The following is a 14,779-nucleotide window of genomic DNA, read 5'->3' as shown; positions in this document are numbered from 1 at the left end:
GGGGTGCCCCTCAGACCCCGTGGTTCTGCAGCCACAGCTCCAGGAGCCCGAGCTGCCACAGCTTGTTGCCCCGCAGCGGCGTCAGCTCGCCGTTGGGGTCCTCCAGCAGCCGTGCGACGTACTCCGGCCGGAACAGCGCCCGCTCGCGGGCCGCCTCGCTGGAGAGCGCGTCCTTCACCAGACCGAGGACCTTGCCCTCGAGGTGCGTGATGGCCGGCACCGGGAAGTAGCCCTTGGGCCGGTCGATGACCTCCGGCGGGATGATCCGGCGGCCGATGGCCTTGAGCACGCCCTTGCCGCCGTCGGCGAGCTTGAGCTCCGGCGGGCACAGCGCCGCCAGCTCGACCAGGTCGTGGTCGAGGAAGGGCACCCGGGCCTCCAGGCCCCACGCCATGGACATGTTGTCCACCCGCTTGACCGGGTCGTCGACGAGCATGACCTCGCTGTCGAGGCGCAGCGCGGCGTCGACGGCGGTCTGCGCGCCGGGTCGGGACATGTGGTCCCGGACGAACTCCAGGCTCGGGTCGCCGTCGAGGGCGTACCGCTCGCCGACCAGCGCCCGCATGTCCTGCGCGCCCCGGTCGAAGAACGCCGCGGCGTACCGCTCGACGGCCTCCTCGCGGTCGACGTCGGCCAGCGGCGGGTACCAGTGGTAGCCGGCGAACACCTCGTCGGCGCCCTGCCCGGACTGCACGACGCGGATGGTCTGGCTGACCCGCTCGGACAGCAGGTCGAAGGCGACGACGTCGTGGCTGACCATCGGCTCGGCCATCGCGCCGATGGCGTGGCCCAGTGCCGCGGCGAGCTCGTCGGAGGACACCCGGATGCGGTGGTGGTCGGTGCCGAACCGCTCGGCGATGACGTCGGAGTAGCGGAACTCGTCGCCCGCGTGGCCGCCGACGGTCTCGAAGCCGATCGAGTAGGTGGCGAGGTCGCTCTGCCCCTCCTGGGCGAGCAGGCCCACGATCAGGCTGGAGTCCAGCCCGCCGGACAGCAGCACGCCGACGGGGATGTCGGAGACCAGGCGGCGGCGGACGGCGACCCGCAGCGCCTCCTCGATCGCGTCCTCCCAGTCCCGGTTCGACCAGCCCGCGTGCTCCTCGCGCCGCTCGTAGGTCGGCTCCCAGTAGCGGTGCTCGCGGCTGGTGCCGTCGGCCTCGATGACCCGCACGGTCGCCGGCGGCAGCTTGCGGACGCCGTTGAGCAGCGTGCGCGGCGCGGGGACGACGGCGTGCCAGGTCAGGTAGTGGTGCAGGGCGACCGGGTCGATGGAGGTGTCGACGTCGCCGGCGCGCAGCAGGGCCGGCAGCGACGAGGCGAACCGCAGCCGGCCCGGCGTCTCCGACAGGTAGAGCGGCTTGATGCCCAGCCGGTCGCGGGCCATGACGACCCGGCCGGTGTCCCGCTCGTGGATGACCACGACGAACATGCCGTGCAGGTGGTCGACGAAGTCGACGCCCCAGTGGTGGTAGCCCTTGAGCAGGACCTCGGTGTCGCTGGTGGAGAAGAACCGGTAGCCGTGGCCCTCGAGCTCGGCGCGCAGCTCCTTGTAGTCGTAGATGCAGCCGTTGAAGACCGCCTCGAGCCCGAGTTCGCTGTCGACCATCGGCTGGGAGCCGCTGGCCGAGAGGTCGATGACCGACAGCCGCCGGTGGCCGAACGCCACCCGGCCGGCGCTCCACTGGCCCTGGCCGTCCGGCCCACGGGGGACCAGCGCCTCGACCATCCGCGCCACCGCGGTGGTGTCGGCCAGGGAGCCGTCGAACCTGATCTCGCCGGAGAGGCCGCACATGGGATCGATCCAACCCCAGTGCCGCGCCTCCCGCGACGCGGTCGGCGCAGTTCACAGGAAGGTCACACGGCCCGGTTCCACGTGGAACCGGGCCGTGCGACCCATGGCTGGGCGGTGAGCGCGGCGACGGCGGCGACGACGTCGACGAGGCCGGCGCCCTTGTCGTACGACGTCGTCCGGCCGCCGGCGGCGGTGCAGGCCGCGCCGTCGGCGTAGCGGTGGGCGGTGGAGGTGAGCGCCTCCTCGATCTCCGCCGGGGTCGCCGTCGGGTCGGCCTGGAACAGCTGGGCGACGATGCCGGCCACGTGCGGCGCGGCCATCGACGTGCCGCTGGTGGTGGTGGAGGTGCCGACGTCGAGCGGGCCCGGGCCGTTGCGCGGGTCGGACCCGGTGCAGCAGACGGGCAGCGTCAGCCGGCACGACGACGTGATGCCGTCGCCCGGCGCGGAGAGGTCCGGCCAGGTGGAGGGGTCGGCCGCGGCGCCGCGGGAGGAGAACGGGTCATGGGCACTCCTCGTCGGGTGTCGGGCGGTGTGCCCTGTCCGAACGAGGCGCCGGCGGGTGGGTCACGCCGGCCGGGTGACCGGGTGTGTCGCCGGGTCCGGGCACCGGCCGTCGCGGGCCGTCGGTCAGGGTGGGCGCGTGTACGAGGACCCGGCGGGGGAGTCACCCTGGGCGATGCAACTGGTGGCGCGCGTGGAGCGGACCGCGCCGCCGTCCCGTTCCGCGGTCTGTGCGGCGGCGGCCGTGGCGGTCGTGCGGCTGCTGTCCGACGAGCGGGCGGGGGAGGGCGGCGAGTGGTCGGCGTCGGTGCGGCGCTGGACCGACGGCGCGATCCGCAAGCACTGCCGCCGCGCCCGCGGGGTGGCCTGGGAGCGGGTGTCGGCGCTGCCCGGCGTGACCGCCGTGGTCTCCGGCGCGGAGGTGCGGGCCCTGGTGCCGACCGCGCTCGACGCGCTGCCCCGCGACGTGGCGAAGCTGCAGCTGACGGGGAGCGAGCTCGACGACCCGGACGCACTCCCGGTCGTGGACCCGGTGCCCGGCGGGCCGCTCGTCGTGTCCGTCTGCCCGGACCCGTTCCTGCCGCTGGGCAAGGCCGCGGCCGCGTGCGGGCACGCCGCGCAGCTGTCGGCGCTGCGGATGCCGGGCCGCCGGCTCGACGCCTGGGCGGCCGCCGCGTTCCCCGTGGTGGTCGAGCACCCCGACGCCGCCCGGTGGGCGCGGCTGCAGGTCACGGCGCCGGTGGCGGTCGTCGACGCGGGGTTCACGGTGGTGGAGCCGGGCACGACGACCGCGCTGGCCCGCTGGGCGTAGCCCGGGCGCCCGGCTGCCGGTCGGACCCCCGCGCGTCGTCAGCTGTAGTAGAGCGCGACCGGGCGGCCGTCGATCTCGCGGACGTCGACCGTCGTGTCGTAGACGGCGGCCAGCACCTCGGGCCGCATGACCTCGCGGGCCGGGGCGTCGGCCACCACGCGGCCGTCGCGCAGGGCCACGATCCGGTCGGCCCAGGTGGCCGCGAAGTTGACGTCGTGCAGGACGGTGACCACCCGCTTGCCGAGCTCGTCGGCCATCTCGCGCACCAGCCGCATGATCTCGGTCATGTGCCGCAGGTCGAGGTTGTTGAGCGGCTCGTCGAGCAGCACGTACCGGGTGTCCTGCGCCAGCACCATCGCGATGAACGCACGCTGCCGCTGACCGCCCGACAACTCGTCGAGGAACCGCCCGCGGTAGGGCTCCAGGCCGAGGTGGACGAGGGCCCGCTCCACGGCGTCGCGGTCGTCGACGGTGAGCCGGCCGCGGGAGTGCGGGAAGCGGCCGAACTCCACGAGGTCCTGGACGGTGAGCCGGGCGGCCACGTGGTTGTCCTGGCGCAGCACGGCCAGGCGCCGGGCCAGCTCCGCCGACGGCGTCGTCGCCACGTCCAGGCCGTCCACCGTCACCCGGCCGGCGTCGGGCCGCACGAGGCGGCCGACGAGGGAGAACAGCGTGGACTTGCCCGCGCCGTTCGGGCCGATCAGCGCCGTCACGCCCTCCCCGCCGAAGGCCAGGGAGACGTCGTCGACCACCGCCTGGCCGCCGTAGCGCTTGGACACGCCCTCGAGCGCGATCACCGCGCCCCCTTCCGCAGCACGAGGTACAGGAAGAACAGCCCGCCGGCGAAGTCGACGACGGTGGACACGGTGCCGCCGAGGTCGAACACCCGTTCCAGGACGAGCTGGCCGCCGAGCAGGCACACCACGCCGATGAGCACCGCCGTCGGCACCGTCCACGCGTGCCGGAAGGAGCCCGCCCACGCGTAGGCGAGGTTGGCGACGATCAGGCCGAGGAACAGGATCGGCCCCACCAGCGCCGTCGACGCCGCGACCATCACCGAGACGACGGCGAACAGCGTCAGCACCACCCGCCGGTGGTCGACCCCCAGCCCGACGGCGGCCGGCTCGCCGAGCGTGAGCACGTCGAGGGTGCGCAGCAGCGGCACGACGACGGCGCAGCCCACCGCGACCAGCGCCGCGGTGAGCACCAGCAGCGTCTCGTCGGGCCGGGTCAGCGAGGCGAAGAACGCGTCGGAGAGCACCTGGAAGTCCAGCGGGTCGAGCATCCGCTGCATCCACTCGCTGAAGGAGCGGAAGAACGTCCCGAGCACGATGCCGACGAGCAGCATCAGGTGGATCGAGCGCCGCTTCCCGCCGAACAGCCAGGTGAACAGCACGACGCTGAACCCGACCATCAGCGCCACCTGCACGGACCACAGGACCAGCGGGTCGGCGGCCAGGAACGCGGCGGACCCGGCGGCGAAGACGACGGCGGTCGAGACGAGCACGTAGAACGCGTCGAACCCCATGATCGACGGCGTCAGCACGCGGTTGCCGGTGATGGTGTGGAACACGACCGTCGAGACGCCGACCGCCGTCGCGACGACGACCATCGCGGCCACCGCCAGGCCGCGCTTCTCCAGCGCGTAGGCGAGCGACCCGGGCACGTCGGTGAGCAGGTAGGTGGCGGCCAGGGCGAGCACGAGGCCGCCGAGCGCGGCCAGCCGGGCGCCCGGCCCGGTCCGGCGGACGGAGGCCCGGAGGCGGGGCCGCGGGCGGACGGCGACGGGCGCGGGTTCAGTGAGCACGGCTCCGCCTCCGCAGCAGCAGCCAGAGGAACAGCGCGGCGCCGATGATCCCGACGACGACCGACAGCGGGATCTCGTAGGGGAAGCGCAGGACCCGCGCGAGGACGTCGCAGGCGACCACGAACACCGCGCCGAGCACCGCGACCCACGGGATCGACCGGCGCACGTTGTCGCCGATCACCAGGCTCACGACGTTGGGCACGACCAGCCCGAGGAAGGGGACGAGCCCCGCCGTCACCAGCACCGAGGCGGTGATGACGGCGACGACGACCATCCCGACGGCGACCACGCGGCGGTAGTGCAGGCCGAGGTTGGTCGCGAACTCCTCGCCGAGGCCGATGACGCTGAACCGGTCGGCCGCCAGCCACGCGACGACGACCATGACGCCGGCCAGCCAGACGAACTCGTAGCGGCCCTGCACGACGCCGGCGAAGCTGCCCTGCGACCACTGCGCGAGCGACTGCAGCAGGTCCAGCCGGTAGGCGACGAACGTCGTCACCGCGCCGACGACGCCGCCGAGCATGATGCCGACCAGCGGCACGAGCACGAGGGAGCGGACCGGCACCGCGCGCACCACCCGCAGGAACACCCAGGTGCCGAGGAGGCCCGACAGCGCCGCGACGGCGGCCTTCCCGGCGACGGGCATCCCGGGCGCCAGCACGATCGTGGCGAGCATGCCGAGGGTGGCGAACTCGGTGACCCCGGTGGTGCTGGGCTCGACGAAGCGGTTGCGCACCAGCATCTGCATGATCAGCCCGGCGATGCCGAGCGAGGCGCCGGCGAGCACCAGCGCCACCGTCCGCGGGATGCGGCTGGCGACGAGCAGGAACGCGGCCGGCCCGTCGCTGAGCACGGAGGCGGGGGAGACGTCGGAGACGCCGACGAACAGGCTCCCCCCCGCGAGGACCACGAGCAGCACGCCGGCGAGCACCCCCGGTCCGGTGCGCCGGGGGCGCGCCGGGGCGGGGGTGCTCGCCGGGGGAGCGGACAGCGCCGTCACGGGTAGCGGGGGACCGGGACGGTCACTCCGCGATCTGCAGGACGTCGTCGATCATGATCCGGGTGGTGTCGATGCCGCCGAAGACGACGTACCAGGCGACCGGGTCCAGGTAGTGGATCTGGTCCTGCTGCGCGGCGGTGGTCCGCGCGACGACGTCGTTGTCGAGCACCGCCTCGGCCGCCTGGGCGCCCTCCTCGCCGGTGGCGGCGTCGCGGTCGACGACCCAGAGGTGGTCCGGGTCCGTCTCGAGCAGGAACTCGAAGGAGACCGGCTCGCCGTGGGTGGCGGCCTGGATGTCGTCGACGACGGGCTGCACGCCGAACGCGTCGTAGATGAGCCCGCCGCGCGCGCCGCGGGCGTCGGAGCCCTCGCCGGCCGGGGCCATGGCCGACAGCTCGCCACCCGAGACCATGAGGCCGAGGCCGGTGCCCGCGTCCGCGGTGGCGGCGCGCGCCTCCTCGATGCCCGCCTGGAGCTCGGCGACGGCGGCGGCCGCCTCGTCCTCCGCGCCGAGCACCTCGCCGACGAAGGTGGCGTTGCGCTCGAGGGTCTCGGTGTAGCTGCCGCGCAGGCTCAGGTCGACCGTCGGCGCGATCTCGCTGAGGTCCTCGTACAGCGCCGAGGAGCGGCCGCCGATGACGATGAGGTCGGGCTGCTGCGACTCGATCTCGACCAGGTCGGCCTCGAACAGGGTGCCCGCGTTGAACGCGTCGTCGGCCAGGTACCCCTCCAGGTAGCCGGGCACCGAGTCCAGCGGCGCGCCGGCGATCTCCCCGCCCAGGGCGCCGATCGTGTCGAGGGCGGCCATGTCGAAGACGACGATGCGCTGCGGGTCGACCGGCACCTCGACCGAGGTCTCCTCGAACTCCGGCTCGGCGTCCTCCGCGGCGACGTTGCGGTCCCAGGTCCAGGTGACCGTGTCCGTGCCGGTGGCGGCCTCGGCGGCCGGCTCGTCGGCGCCGCAGGCGGTCAGCGCCAGTGCCGCGGCGAGGGACAGGGAGGTGGCCGCCAGCGGCCGGGACGCGGTGCGCATGGTTCTCCAGGTGGTGAGGTAAGGCTGCCCTGAGGAAGGCTGCCCTAACCTGCCACACGGGTCCCGGTACACCGGAGCGGGGGGTCGTCAGCCCCACCCTCAGGGGGTTCGCGCCGCGCCGCGGAGGGGCAGGCTCGGGCCATGCAGACACGCACCCTGGGGTCCCTGTCCGTCCCGGCCATGGGGCTGGGCTGCATGGGGATGAGCGAGTTCTACGGCACCGGTGACCAGGCCGAGGCCGAGCGGACCATCCAGCGCGCCCTCGACCTCGGCGTCACCTTCCTCGACACCGCCGACATGTACGGCCCCTTCACCAACGAGCGCCTCGTCGGCACGGCCATCGCCGGCCGCCGCGACGAGGTCGTGCTGGCCACCAAGTTCGGCAACGAGCGCGGCGAGGACGGCTCCTTCCGCGGCATCAACGGCCGGCCCGAGTACGTGCGGCGGGCCTGCGACGCCTCGCTGCAGCGGCTCGGCGTCGACGTCATCGACCTCTACTACCAGCACCGCGTGGACACCACGGTGCCCGTCGAGGACACCTGGGGCGCCATCCGCGAGCTGGTCGAGGCGGGCAAGGTGCGCGCCGCCGGCATCTCCGAGGCCGCGCCCGGGACCATCCGCCGCGCGCACGCCGTCCAGCCGGTGGCCGCCGTGCAGACCGAGTACTCGCTGTGGAGCCGCGACCCCGAGCAGGACGGCGTCCTCGCCACCTGCGCCGAGCTCGGCATCGGCTTCGTCGCCTACTCGCCGATCGGCCGCGGTTTCCTGTCCGGGCAGATCCGCAGCGTCGACGACCTCGCGCCCGACGACTTCCGCCGGTCGAACCCGCGGTTCCAGGGCGAGGCGTTCGAGCAGAACCTGCGGCTGGTCGACCGGGTGCGCGAGATCGCCGACGAGAAGGGCGTGACGGCGTCGCAGCTGGCGCTGGCGTGGGTGATCGCGCAGAGCGACCGCGCGGGCAACCCCGCCGTCGTCCCGATCCCGGGCACCAAGCGGGTGCGCTACCTGGAGGAGAACGCGGCGGCCGCGGACGTCGCGCTCACCGACGACGACCTGCGCCGGCTCGACGAGGCCGCCCCGGTCGGCGCCGCTGCCGGCGACCGCTACCCGGACATGTCCAGCGTCCACAGGTGACCTGGTGGAACGGCCCTCCTGCAGGGGCCCGCCCCGGGCGTGCGAGGGGTGGGGGGCAGGAGGGTCCTTCCTCAGGCGACGGCGGCGCGGGGAGCGGTGACGCCGAGGACGTCGGCCACGTGCGCGCGGGCGGCGGCGGCCAGGCGGGCGCCGGTGTCGGCCCAGGCGTCGCGGACGTCGCGGGCGGGCCACCCCTCCGGCTGCAGCGCCACGGGCAGCAGCGGGTCGCCGGCCAGCACCGCGCGCATCTCCGCGCGCAGCCGCAGGTGCGCCCCCAGGGCGGCGACGCCCTCGGGCGCGTCCGCGGCGGCCGCGCGCAGCCGCTCCAGGACGCGGGTCCAGCCGGCGGCGAGCCGGGGGAGGTCCCAGCAGCGGGCCGCCAGCTCGCCGTCGGACAGCCGCGGGTCGGTGACGTGCGCGGTGAGCAGGTCCAGCCGCGACGTCGGCTCCCCGGCGAGCTCCGCGTGCACCTCGTCGAGCGCGGCGCGGTGCGGCGACACCCAGGTGGCCGGGGCGAGCGGGCCGAACCCCGCGCGGACCAGCCCGCGGCGCACCCGCTCGCGGGCGGCGCGATCGGTCTCCGGGACGCCGTAGACGACCATCCGCCACTGGCCGTCCCAGGGGCCCAGGCGGCGCTGGATCCGCTCGTCGCGGGCGGCGATCGACGCCCGCAGCGGCGCGGCGGGGGACAGCAGCGTCTCCCGCCCGCGCCGCGACCCGCTCAGCCACCCGGCGCGGCGCAGCGCCGCGGCGGCCAGGCGCGCGCTGGGCTCGGCGACGCCGCACGCGGCGAGCAGGCCGACCAGCGCCTGCAGCGGCACCGGCTCCGCGGTGACGGCGTCCAGGTGCTCGGCGCAGAGGTCGACCACGAGGTCCCGGACGGTCATGCCTCCTCCTTACCCCGGGTCCGCAACCGGCTCGCCCGCCGGGCGCGCGATCATGGACGCGATGAACGACGTCCTCGTCTGGTCGGCCACCGCGGTCGCGGTGCTCGTGGCGCTCGCCGGCCTGGCCTCCACGCTCGCCCGGCGGCGCACCGGCCTGGTCCACCTCGTCGGCGCCGCGGTGCTCGAGGTGCTGCTCCTGGTGCAGGCCGTCGTCGCCGGGATCGCCCTGGCCGGCGGCGAGCGGCCGCCGGAGACGGCGACGTTCCTCGGCTACCTCGGCGGCGTCGTCCTGCTGCCGGTGGCGGGCGTGCTGTGGTCGCGCACCGAGCCCAGCCGCTGGGCGGGCACGGTGCTCGCGGTGGCCTGCCTGGTCACCGCGGTGATGGTCTGGCGGCTGGTCCAGCTCTGGGAGGCGCCCGGTGTCTGAGCCCGAGCCGGCCGGCACCGCGCCGGGCGGGACGGCGTCGGGGCCCGGCCGGGTGCTCGTCGCCGTCTACGCGGTGTTCGCCCTGGCCGCGGGCGCCCGTGCCGCCGTCCAGCTGGCCACCCGCTTCTCCGAGGCGCCGGTCGCCTACCTGCTGTCGGCGCTGGCCGCGGCCGTCTACGTGGTGGCCACCGTCGGGCTGGCCCGCGGCGGGCGCACCGGACGGCGGACGGCGCTCGTGGCCATCGTCGTCGAGCTGGCCGGGGTGCTGGTGGTGGGGACGCTGTCCCTGGCCGACCCGGCCGCCTTCCCCGACGAGACCGTCTGGTCGGCGTACGGCCGCGGCTACGGGTTCGTGCCGCTGGTGCTGCCGGTGCTCGGCCTGCTGTGGCTGCGCCGCCGGACCCGGACGACCGGGGGGACGCCCGGGTCCGGCGGCTGAACGGTCAGAAGTCCCCGCCGCCGAAGTCCCCGCCGAAGTCGCCGCCCCCGAAGTCGCCGCCGCCGAAGTCCCCACCGCCGTCGTAGCCCCCGCCGTCGTAGCCCCCGCCGTCGTAGCCGTTGTCGGCACCGCCGGCGAAGTCCCCGCCCGGGTCGCCCCCGTAGCCCCCGTCCCCGGCGGCGGCGTAGTCGCCACCGCCGGCGTCCCCGGCGTCACCGCCGCCGTCGCCACCCTCGGCGCCGTCCTGGTAGCCCTCGGCGTAGGCCTCCTCGTCGCCGCCGCCGAACAGGCCGCCGTCACCGAGCCCGGTGTCGAACAGGGCGTCGGCCACCGCGGTGCCCACCACCAGGCCACCGATCGTGCCGAGCAGGCTGCCGCCGAGCGAGCTGCCGAAGCCGCCCATCCGCGAGCCGTAGCCGGGCCCGTAGCCGCCGCCGTACCCGCCGCCGTAGGCCGGGCCGTAGCCGGGGCCGTAGCCCGGCCCGTAGCCGGCGCCGGGGCCCGCGCCGAAGCCGCCGAAGGTCCGCTCGAGGGTCCCCGGCTGGCGCAGCTCGGCGCGGGTGGCCACCCGCGCGAGGGTCTGCGCGTCGTCGGACCGCGGCCGCTCCGACGCCGGGACGGCGGCCGCGAGCTGGGTGAGCACCTCCTGCCGCTGCTGCGGGGTGAGCTGGGAGAACGCCTCGGCGTGCGCCTGCTCGATCTGGTCCGGCGGGGCCGTCCGCAGCAGGTAGCGGTAGCGCTCGACGGCCTGCTGGTCGGTGAGCGGGGCGCGCTGCCCGGCCGCCGGGCGGGCCGGCGCCCGGGGCGGCGGCGGGGGCGGGGGCGCGTAGCCGTCGTACGGTGCGGGCTCCGGCGCGCGGCGTCGGCCGAGGAGCCGGTCGAGCAGTCCCATGACGTCTCCCTCCGGGGTGGCTGGGCACGTGGGTGCCCGCACGGGCGCCGGGCACACCTCCCCTCCGTCCAGGGGACGCGGGCCGGGGACCGCGGGCGTCGGACCTGCACCAACGGTTAGATTCGTTGCGTGCGACCGGAAGGGACCCAGCCGCTGCAGCAGCAGACGTCCGCTGCCGCCGGAGTCCCGCCCGAGGCCCGCGCGGCGGTGGCCAGGACCGCCGTCGACGGCGAGGCGGCCGGCGGGCGGCAGGCCGGGATCGTCACCGCCGCCGAGGCCGTCGTCACCGAGCACGGCGGCGCGGCGGCCTCCCAGGCGCTGCCCGCCGTCCTCGCCGACGTCCCGGTCGCCGTGCTGCTCATCGACCAGAAGTCCGGCGCGGTCACCTACGCCAACACCGCGGCCGTGGAGATGGCCGGCAACGTGCGGCTGCCGGTCGAGGTCGACGCGTGGGGCGCGGCCGCCGGCCTGACCGACCTCGGCGGCGCGCCGCTGGCGCGCACCAGCGGCCCGCTGTCCCTGGTGGCGCAGGGCCAGCCGGTCACCGGCGAGGCGGTGCGGCTGTCGCCGGGCCGCAGCACCGACGCCGGCCGCGCGGGCGACGACGACGGCGACGGCGACCGCCTGCTCTGGGTCACCGGCTTCCCGCTGTCCCAGCCGGGCAGCAGCCAGGCGCTGTCGCTGGTCGTGCTGCTCGAGGTGGAGGGCGTGAGCGGCACCGCGGACGCCGACGCCGAGCTGCAGGCGCTGCGCGAGCGGGCCGTCGTCGCCACCGACATCGCCTTCACCATCACCGACCCCCGGCAGGAGGACGACCCGCTGGTGTGGGTCAATCCCTCCTTCAGCCGGATCACCGGCTACTCCTACGAGGAGTCCGTCGGCCGCAACTGCCGGTTCCTGCAGGGCCCGAACACCGACCCGGCGGCCCTCGCGGAGCTGCGCGAGGCGCTGCAGGAGCAGCAGGCGATCACCGTGACGCTGCTCAACCACCGCCGCGACGGCACCGCCTTCTGGAACCAGCTGGCGATCAGCCCGGTCTTCGACGGCGAGGGGGAGCTGGTCAGCTTCGTCGGCGTGCAGACCGACGTCACCGAGCGCGTGCGGGTGGAGGCCGAGCGGGAGGCCGCCTTCGCCGCGGAGCGCACCGCCCGCGAGGAGGCCGAGCTCGCCCGCGCCGTCGCCGAGCAGGCGCGGTCCGACGCCGAGCGGGCCCAGCGGGAGGCCGAGGGGGCGCAGGCGCGCCTCGCGCTCATGGCCGAGGCCACCAGCTCGCTGGTCGCCACCCTCGACGTCGGCGACCTGCTCGACCGGCTCGCCGTGCTCTGCGTGCCCCAGCTGGCCGACTGGGTGGTGGTCACGCTCGTCGACGAGAGCGGCGAGGTGCGCGAGATGGTGTCCCGCGACCGCGAGCGGGACCGCACCGAGCTGCGCCGCTACGACGCCGGTCACGCGCTGCGGCTGCCGCCGGACTCGCCGAGCCAGCGCAGCATCAGCAGCGGCCGGACCGTCCTCGTCGACCGTCTGCCCGAGCGCCTCGACGGAACCGTGGCCGGGTCCGTCGCGCAGGAGATCGCCGGCCGGCTGGGCGCGGCGTCGGCGCTGGCGGTGCCGCTGGTGGCCCGGCGCCGCACCCGCGGCTCGATCGCGCTGGTGCGCTCCTCGCCGGAGCAGCCCTTCACCCCCGACGACGTGAGCCTGGTCGAGGACCTCGCCCGGCGGGCGGCGATGGCCATGGACAACGTGCGGCTGTACCAGCAGGAGCACGCCGTCGCCGACACCCTGCAGCGCTCGCTGCTGCCCGAGCTGCCCGACATCCCGGGCCTCGAGGTCGCCGCGCACTACGTGAGCGCCTCGACCGCGGCCGACGTCGGCGGCGACTTCTACGACCTGCTGCAGCTGCCCGACGGGTCGGTGGCCCTGGTGGTGGGCGACGTCGTGGGCCACGACGTCGCCGCGGCGGCCGTCATGGGCCACCTGCGCGGGCTCATCCGGGCCTGCGCGTGGGAGGCGCCCGACCCGCACCCGGCGGCGGTGCTCACCCGCATCGACCGGCTCGTGCAGGGCCTGCAGGTCACCCCGATGGCCACCCTGGCCTACGTCCGCGCGCTGCCGCCGGCCGAGCCGGGCGCCCCGTGGACGGCACAGGTGGCCAGCGCCGGCCACCCGCCGCTGCTGCTGCGCTCCCCGGACGGCCGCGTGACGCCGGTCGACGGCGCCACCGGGATGCTCGTCGGCGTCGACGTGGCGGCGCAGCGGGTGGTGCACACCGTGGAGCTGCCGGCCGGGTCGACGCTGCTCGGCTACACCGACGGGCTCGTGGAGACGCCGGGCTCCGACCTCGACCAGGGCATCGAGGACCTGGTCGGGCGGCTGGCCGGCGCTCCGGCCGGCGCGGCCCCGCGGGACCTGTGCGACGCCGCGGTGAGCGGCACCCTGGACGGGCGCGACGACGTCGCGCTCATCGCCGTCCGGTTCGGCCGGCCCTAGTCCGCGGCGGTCTCCGCCCGGCCGTAGCTGCCGCGGTGGAACAGCAGCGGGCGGCGGCCCGGGTCGGCGCCGAGGTCGAGCACGCGCGCGGCGACGATCGTGTGGTCGCCGCCGTCGTACTCCGCCCACAGGCTGCAGTCGATCCAGGCCACGACGCCGTCGAGGACGGGGGAGCCCTGCCGGCTGGGCCGCCAGGCCACGCCGGCGAACTTGTCGGTGCCGGAGCGGGCGAAGGCCGCCGACAGGCCCGACTGGTCCTCGGCGAGCACGTTGACGCAGAACCGGCCGAGCTCGCGCAGCCGCGGCCAGGTCGTGGACGTGCGGGCCGGTGCGAGCGCCACCAGCGGCGGGTCCAGCGACAGCGAGCTGAACGACTGGCAGGTGAAGCCGATCGGCTCCTCGCCGGTGTGGGCGGTCACCACGGTCACGCCGGAGGCGAAGTGGCCGAGGACGTCGCGCATCACCCGGGGGTCGATGACCTCCAGCGGACCGGTCACGCGCCCTCCTCGCTGACGCTCGTCAGGCGCGTGACCCGGGGTGCTGCACCTCTGCGTGACCTCGCGAGCTCGGTCACGAGGGCGCGCCCAGCGCCGCGCGCGGCACCGACCGGCCGCCGGCGCGGTACAGGGAGCTGGGCAGCGGGTGCCCGACGGCCTCCTCGGTGACCCGCGCCGCGGCCAGCAGTGCGTCGAGGTCGATGCCGGTGCGCACGTCGGACTCCTCGAGCCAGTAGACGAGCTCCTCGGTGGCGATGTTGCCGCTCGCGCCGGGGGCGAACGGACAGCCGCCGAGCCCGCCGACCGACGCGTCGAGCTGCGTGACGCCGGCCTGCACCGCGGCCAGCGCGTTGGCCTGGCCGGTGCCACGGGTGTCGTGGAAGTGCACGGCCACCGGCGTCCCGGGGCAGGCGCGGCGGACCGCGTCGAGCAGGCGCACCACCCGCGCCGGCGTCGTCGTGCCGATCGTGTCGCCCAGGCAGAGGGCGTCGGCGCCCGCGGTGACCGCGGCCCGGCAGACGTCGACGGTGCGCGCGATCGGCGTGCGGCCGTCGAACGGGCAGTCCCAGGCGGTGGCGACGACGACCTCCAGCGAGCCGCCGGCGCCGTGCGCGAGGTCGGCGACCTCCCCGACCCCGGCGAGCGCCTCGGCGGTCGAGCGGCCGGCGTTGGCGCGGCTGTGGCCGTCGGAGGCCGACACCACCAGCTCCAGCTCGGCGATGCCGGCGTCGACCGCCCGCACCGCGCCCCGCGGGTTGGCCACCAGCGCCGACCAGTGCACGTCCGGCCAGCGCGACAGCTCGGCGGCGACCCGGTCGGCGTCGGCGAGCGCGGGCACGGCCTTCGGCGACACGAACGACGTCACCTCGATGCGGCGCACCCCGGTGGCCACCAGGGCGTCGAGCATGGCGAGCTTGCCCTCCAGCGGGACCGGCGCCTCCAGCTGGAGGCCGTCGCGCATGCCCACCTCGCGGACGTCGATCTCCGTCGGCAGCACCAGGTCGAAGTCCGACGGCATGACAGCCCTCCCTCTCGGCCACTCTCCCGGGTCATCCTGCCCCGATCAGGGG

Annotated in this window: 14 protein-coding genes and 1 pseudogene; 5 read left to right on the top strand and 10 right to left on the bottom strand. The window is 75.8% G+C overall.

Annotated elements, in window-relative coordinates; translation table 11 throughout:
- Nucleotides 1-10 precede the first annotated feature (10 nt).
- Together ACI79X_RS13740 and ACI79X_RS13735 are read right to left on the bottom strand one after the other, a co-directional pair.
- The gene (locus ACI79X_RS13740; protein WP_457025964.1) at nucleotides 11-1,792 is read right to left on the bottom strand and encodes an N-acetylglutaminylglutamine amidotransferase; all 1,782 of its coding nucleotides are present in this window, start codon (nucleotides 1,790-1,792) and stop codon (nucleotides 11-13) included.
- Between the two features lie 62 nt (nucleotides 1,793-1,854).
- Nucleotides 1,855-2,289, bottom strand: a pseudogene (locus ACI79X_RS13735) (S8 family serine peptidase); the annotation flags it as partial.
- A 145-nt stretch (nucleotides 2,290-2,434) separates the two neighbouring features.
- Between ACI79X_RS13735 and ACI79X_RS13730 the strand changes: the two are divergent.
- Nucleotides 2,435-3,106 (top strand): hypothetical protein, encoded by a 672-nt coding sequence (locus tag ACI79X_RS13730; RefSeq protein WP_457025963.1) that lies wholly within the window; start codon nucleotides 2,435-2,437, stop codon nucleotides 3,104-3,106.
- 38 nt (nucleotides 3,107-3,144) lie between these two features.
- Here the strand turns inward: ACI79X_RS13730 and ACI79X_RS13725 are convergent, their stop codons facing one another.
- The 4 genes from ACI79X_RS13725 to ACI79X_RS13710 are packed head-to-tail and all read right to left on the bottom strand — an operon-like array spanning nucleotide 3,145 to nucleotide 6,946.
- Nucleotides 3,145-3,903: an iron ABC transporter ATP-binding protein gene (locus tag ACI79X_RS13725; RefSeq protein WP_457025962.1), complete on the bottom strand. Its 759-nt coding sequence runs from the start codon at nucleotides 3,901-3,903 to the stop codon at nucleotides 3,145-3,147.
- On the bottom strand, nucleotides 3,900-4,913 hold the full coding sequence (locus ACI79X_RS13720; protein ID WP_457025961.1) for an iron chelate uptake ABC transporter family permease subunit: 1,014 nt from the start codon (nucleotides 4,911-4,913) through the stop codon (nucleotides 3,900-3,902). The genes ACI79X_RS13725 and ACI79X_RS13720 overlap by 4 nt, the downstream gene beginning before the upstream one ends.
- The gene (locus ACI79X_RS13715; protein ID WP_457025960.1) at nucleotides 4,903-5,913 is read right to left on the bottom strand and encodes an ABC transporter permease; all 1,011 of its coding nucleotides are present in this window, start codon (nucleotides 5,911-5,913) and stop codon (nucleotides 4,903-4,905) included. The genes ACI79X_RS13720 and ACI79X_RS13715 overlap by 11 nt, the downstream gene beginning before the upstream one ends.
- Nucleotides 5,914-5,935: 22 nt before the next feature.
- Nucleotides 5,936-6,946, bottom strand: a complete 1,011-nt coding sequence (locus ACI79X_RS13710; RefSeq protein WP_457025959.1) for a siderophore ABC transporter substrate-binding protein — start codon at nucleotides 6,944-6,946, stop codon at nucleotides 5,936-5,938.
- Between the two features lie 141 nt (nucleotides 6,947-7,087).
- Here ACI79X_RS13710 and ACI79X_RS13705 point away from each other — a divergent pair, with 141 nt between their 5' ends.
- Nucleotides 7,088-8,080, top strand: a complete 993-nt coding sequence (locus ACI79X_RS13705; protein WP_457025958.1) for an aldo/keto reductase — start codon at nucleotides 7,088-7,090, stop codon at nucleotides 8,078-8,080.
- 71 nt (nucleotides 8,081-8,151) lie between these two features.
- On the opposite strand, the gene ACI79X_RS13700 is transcribed toward ACI79X_RS13705, so the two are convergent.
- Entirely contained in the window at nucleotides 8,152-8,967 is an 816-nt protein-coding gene (locus ACI79X_RS13700) for a PaaX family transcriptional regulator C-terminal domain-containing protein (protein ID WP_457025957.1), read from the bottom strand.
- A 61-nt stretch (nucleotides 8,968-9,028) separates the two neighbouring features.
- Here ACI79X_RS13700 and ACI79X_RS13695 point away from each other — a divergent pair, with 61 nt between their 5' ends.
- Together ACI79X_RS13695 and ACI79X_RS13690 are read left to right on the top strand one after the other, a co-directional pair.
- Nucleotides 9,029-9,394, top strand: coding sequence for a hypothetical protein (locus tag ACI79X_RS13695; protein WP_457025956.1), 366 nt, complete (start codon nucleotides 9,029-9,031; stop codon nucleotides 9,392-9,394).
- Entirely contained in the window at nucleotides 9,387-9,833 is a 447-nt protein-coding gene (locus ACI79X_RS13690) for a hypothetical protein (RefSeq protein ID WP_457025955.1), read from the top strand. The genes ACI79X_RS13695 and ACI79X_RS13690 overlap by 8 nt, the downstream gene beginning before the upstream one ends.
- Before the next feature lie 4 nt (nucleotides 9,834-9,837).
- Here the strand turns inward: ACI79X_RS13690 and ACI79X_RS13685 are convergent, their stop codons facing one another.
- Nucleotides 9,838-10,725, bottom strand: a complete 888-nt coding sequence (locus ACI79X_RS13685) for a hypothetical protein (RefSeq protein WP_457025954.1) — start codon at nucleotides 10,723-10,725, stop codon at nucleotides 9,838-9,840.
- Between the two features lie 129 nt (nucleotides 10,726-10,854).
- Between ACI79X_RS13685 and ACI79X_RS13680 the strand changes: the two genes are divergently transcribed.
- Nucleotides 10,855-13,212, top strand: coding sequence for a SpoIIE family protein phosphatase (locus ACI79X_RS13680; RefSeq protein WP_457025953.1), 2,358 nt, complete (start codon nucleotides 10,855-10,857; stop codon nucleotides 13,210-13,212).
- On the opposite strand, the gene ACI79X_RS13675 is transcribed toward ACI79X_RS13680, so the two are convergent.
- Nucleotides 13,209-13,709, bottom strand: a complete 501-nt coding sequence (locus tag ACI79X_RS13675) for a flavin reductase family protein (protein ID WP_457025952.1) — start codon at nucleotides 13,707-13,709, stop codon at nucleotides 13,209-13,211. The two genes, ACI79X_RS13680 and ACI79X_RS13675, sit on opposite strands and share 4 nt — an antisense overlap.
- 73 nt (nucleotides 13,710-13,782) lie before the next feature.
- On the bottom strand, nucleotides 13,783-14,727 hold the full coding sequence (locus tag ACI79X_RS13670) for a hydroxymethylglutaryl-CoA lyase (protein ID WP_457025951.1): 945 nt from the start codon (nucleotides 14,725-14,727) through the stop codon (nucleotides 13,783-13,785).
- Between the last annotated feature and the right edge of the window lie 52 nt (nucleotides 14,728-14,779).

The organism is Geodermatophilus sp. SYSU D01119, assembly GCF_054049975.1.
The sequence above is the reverse complement of the archived record's forward strand: the minus strand, read 5'-3'. Positions and strand labels throughout refer to the sequence as shown.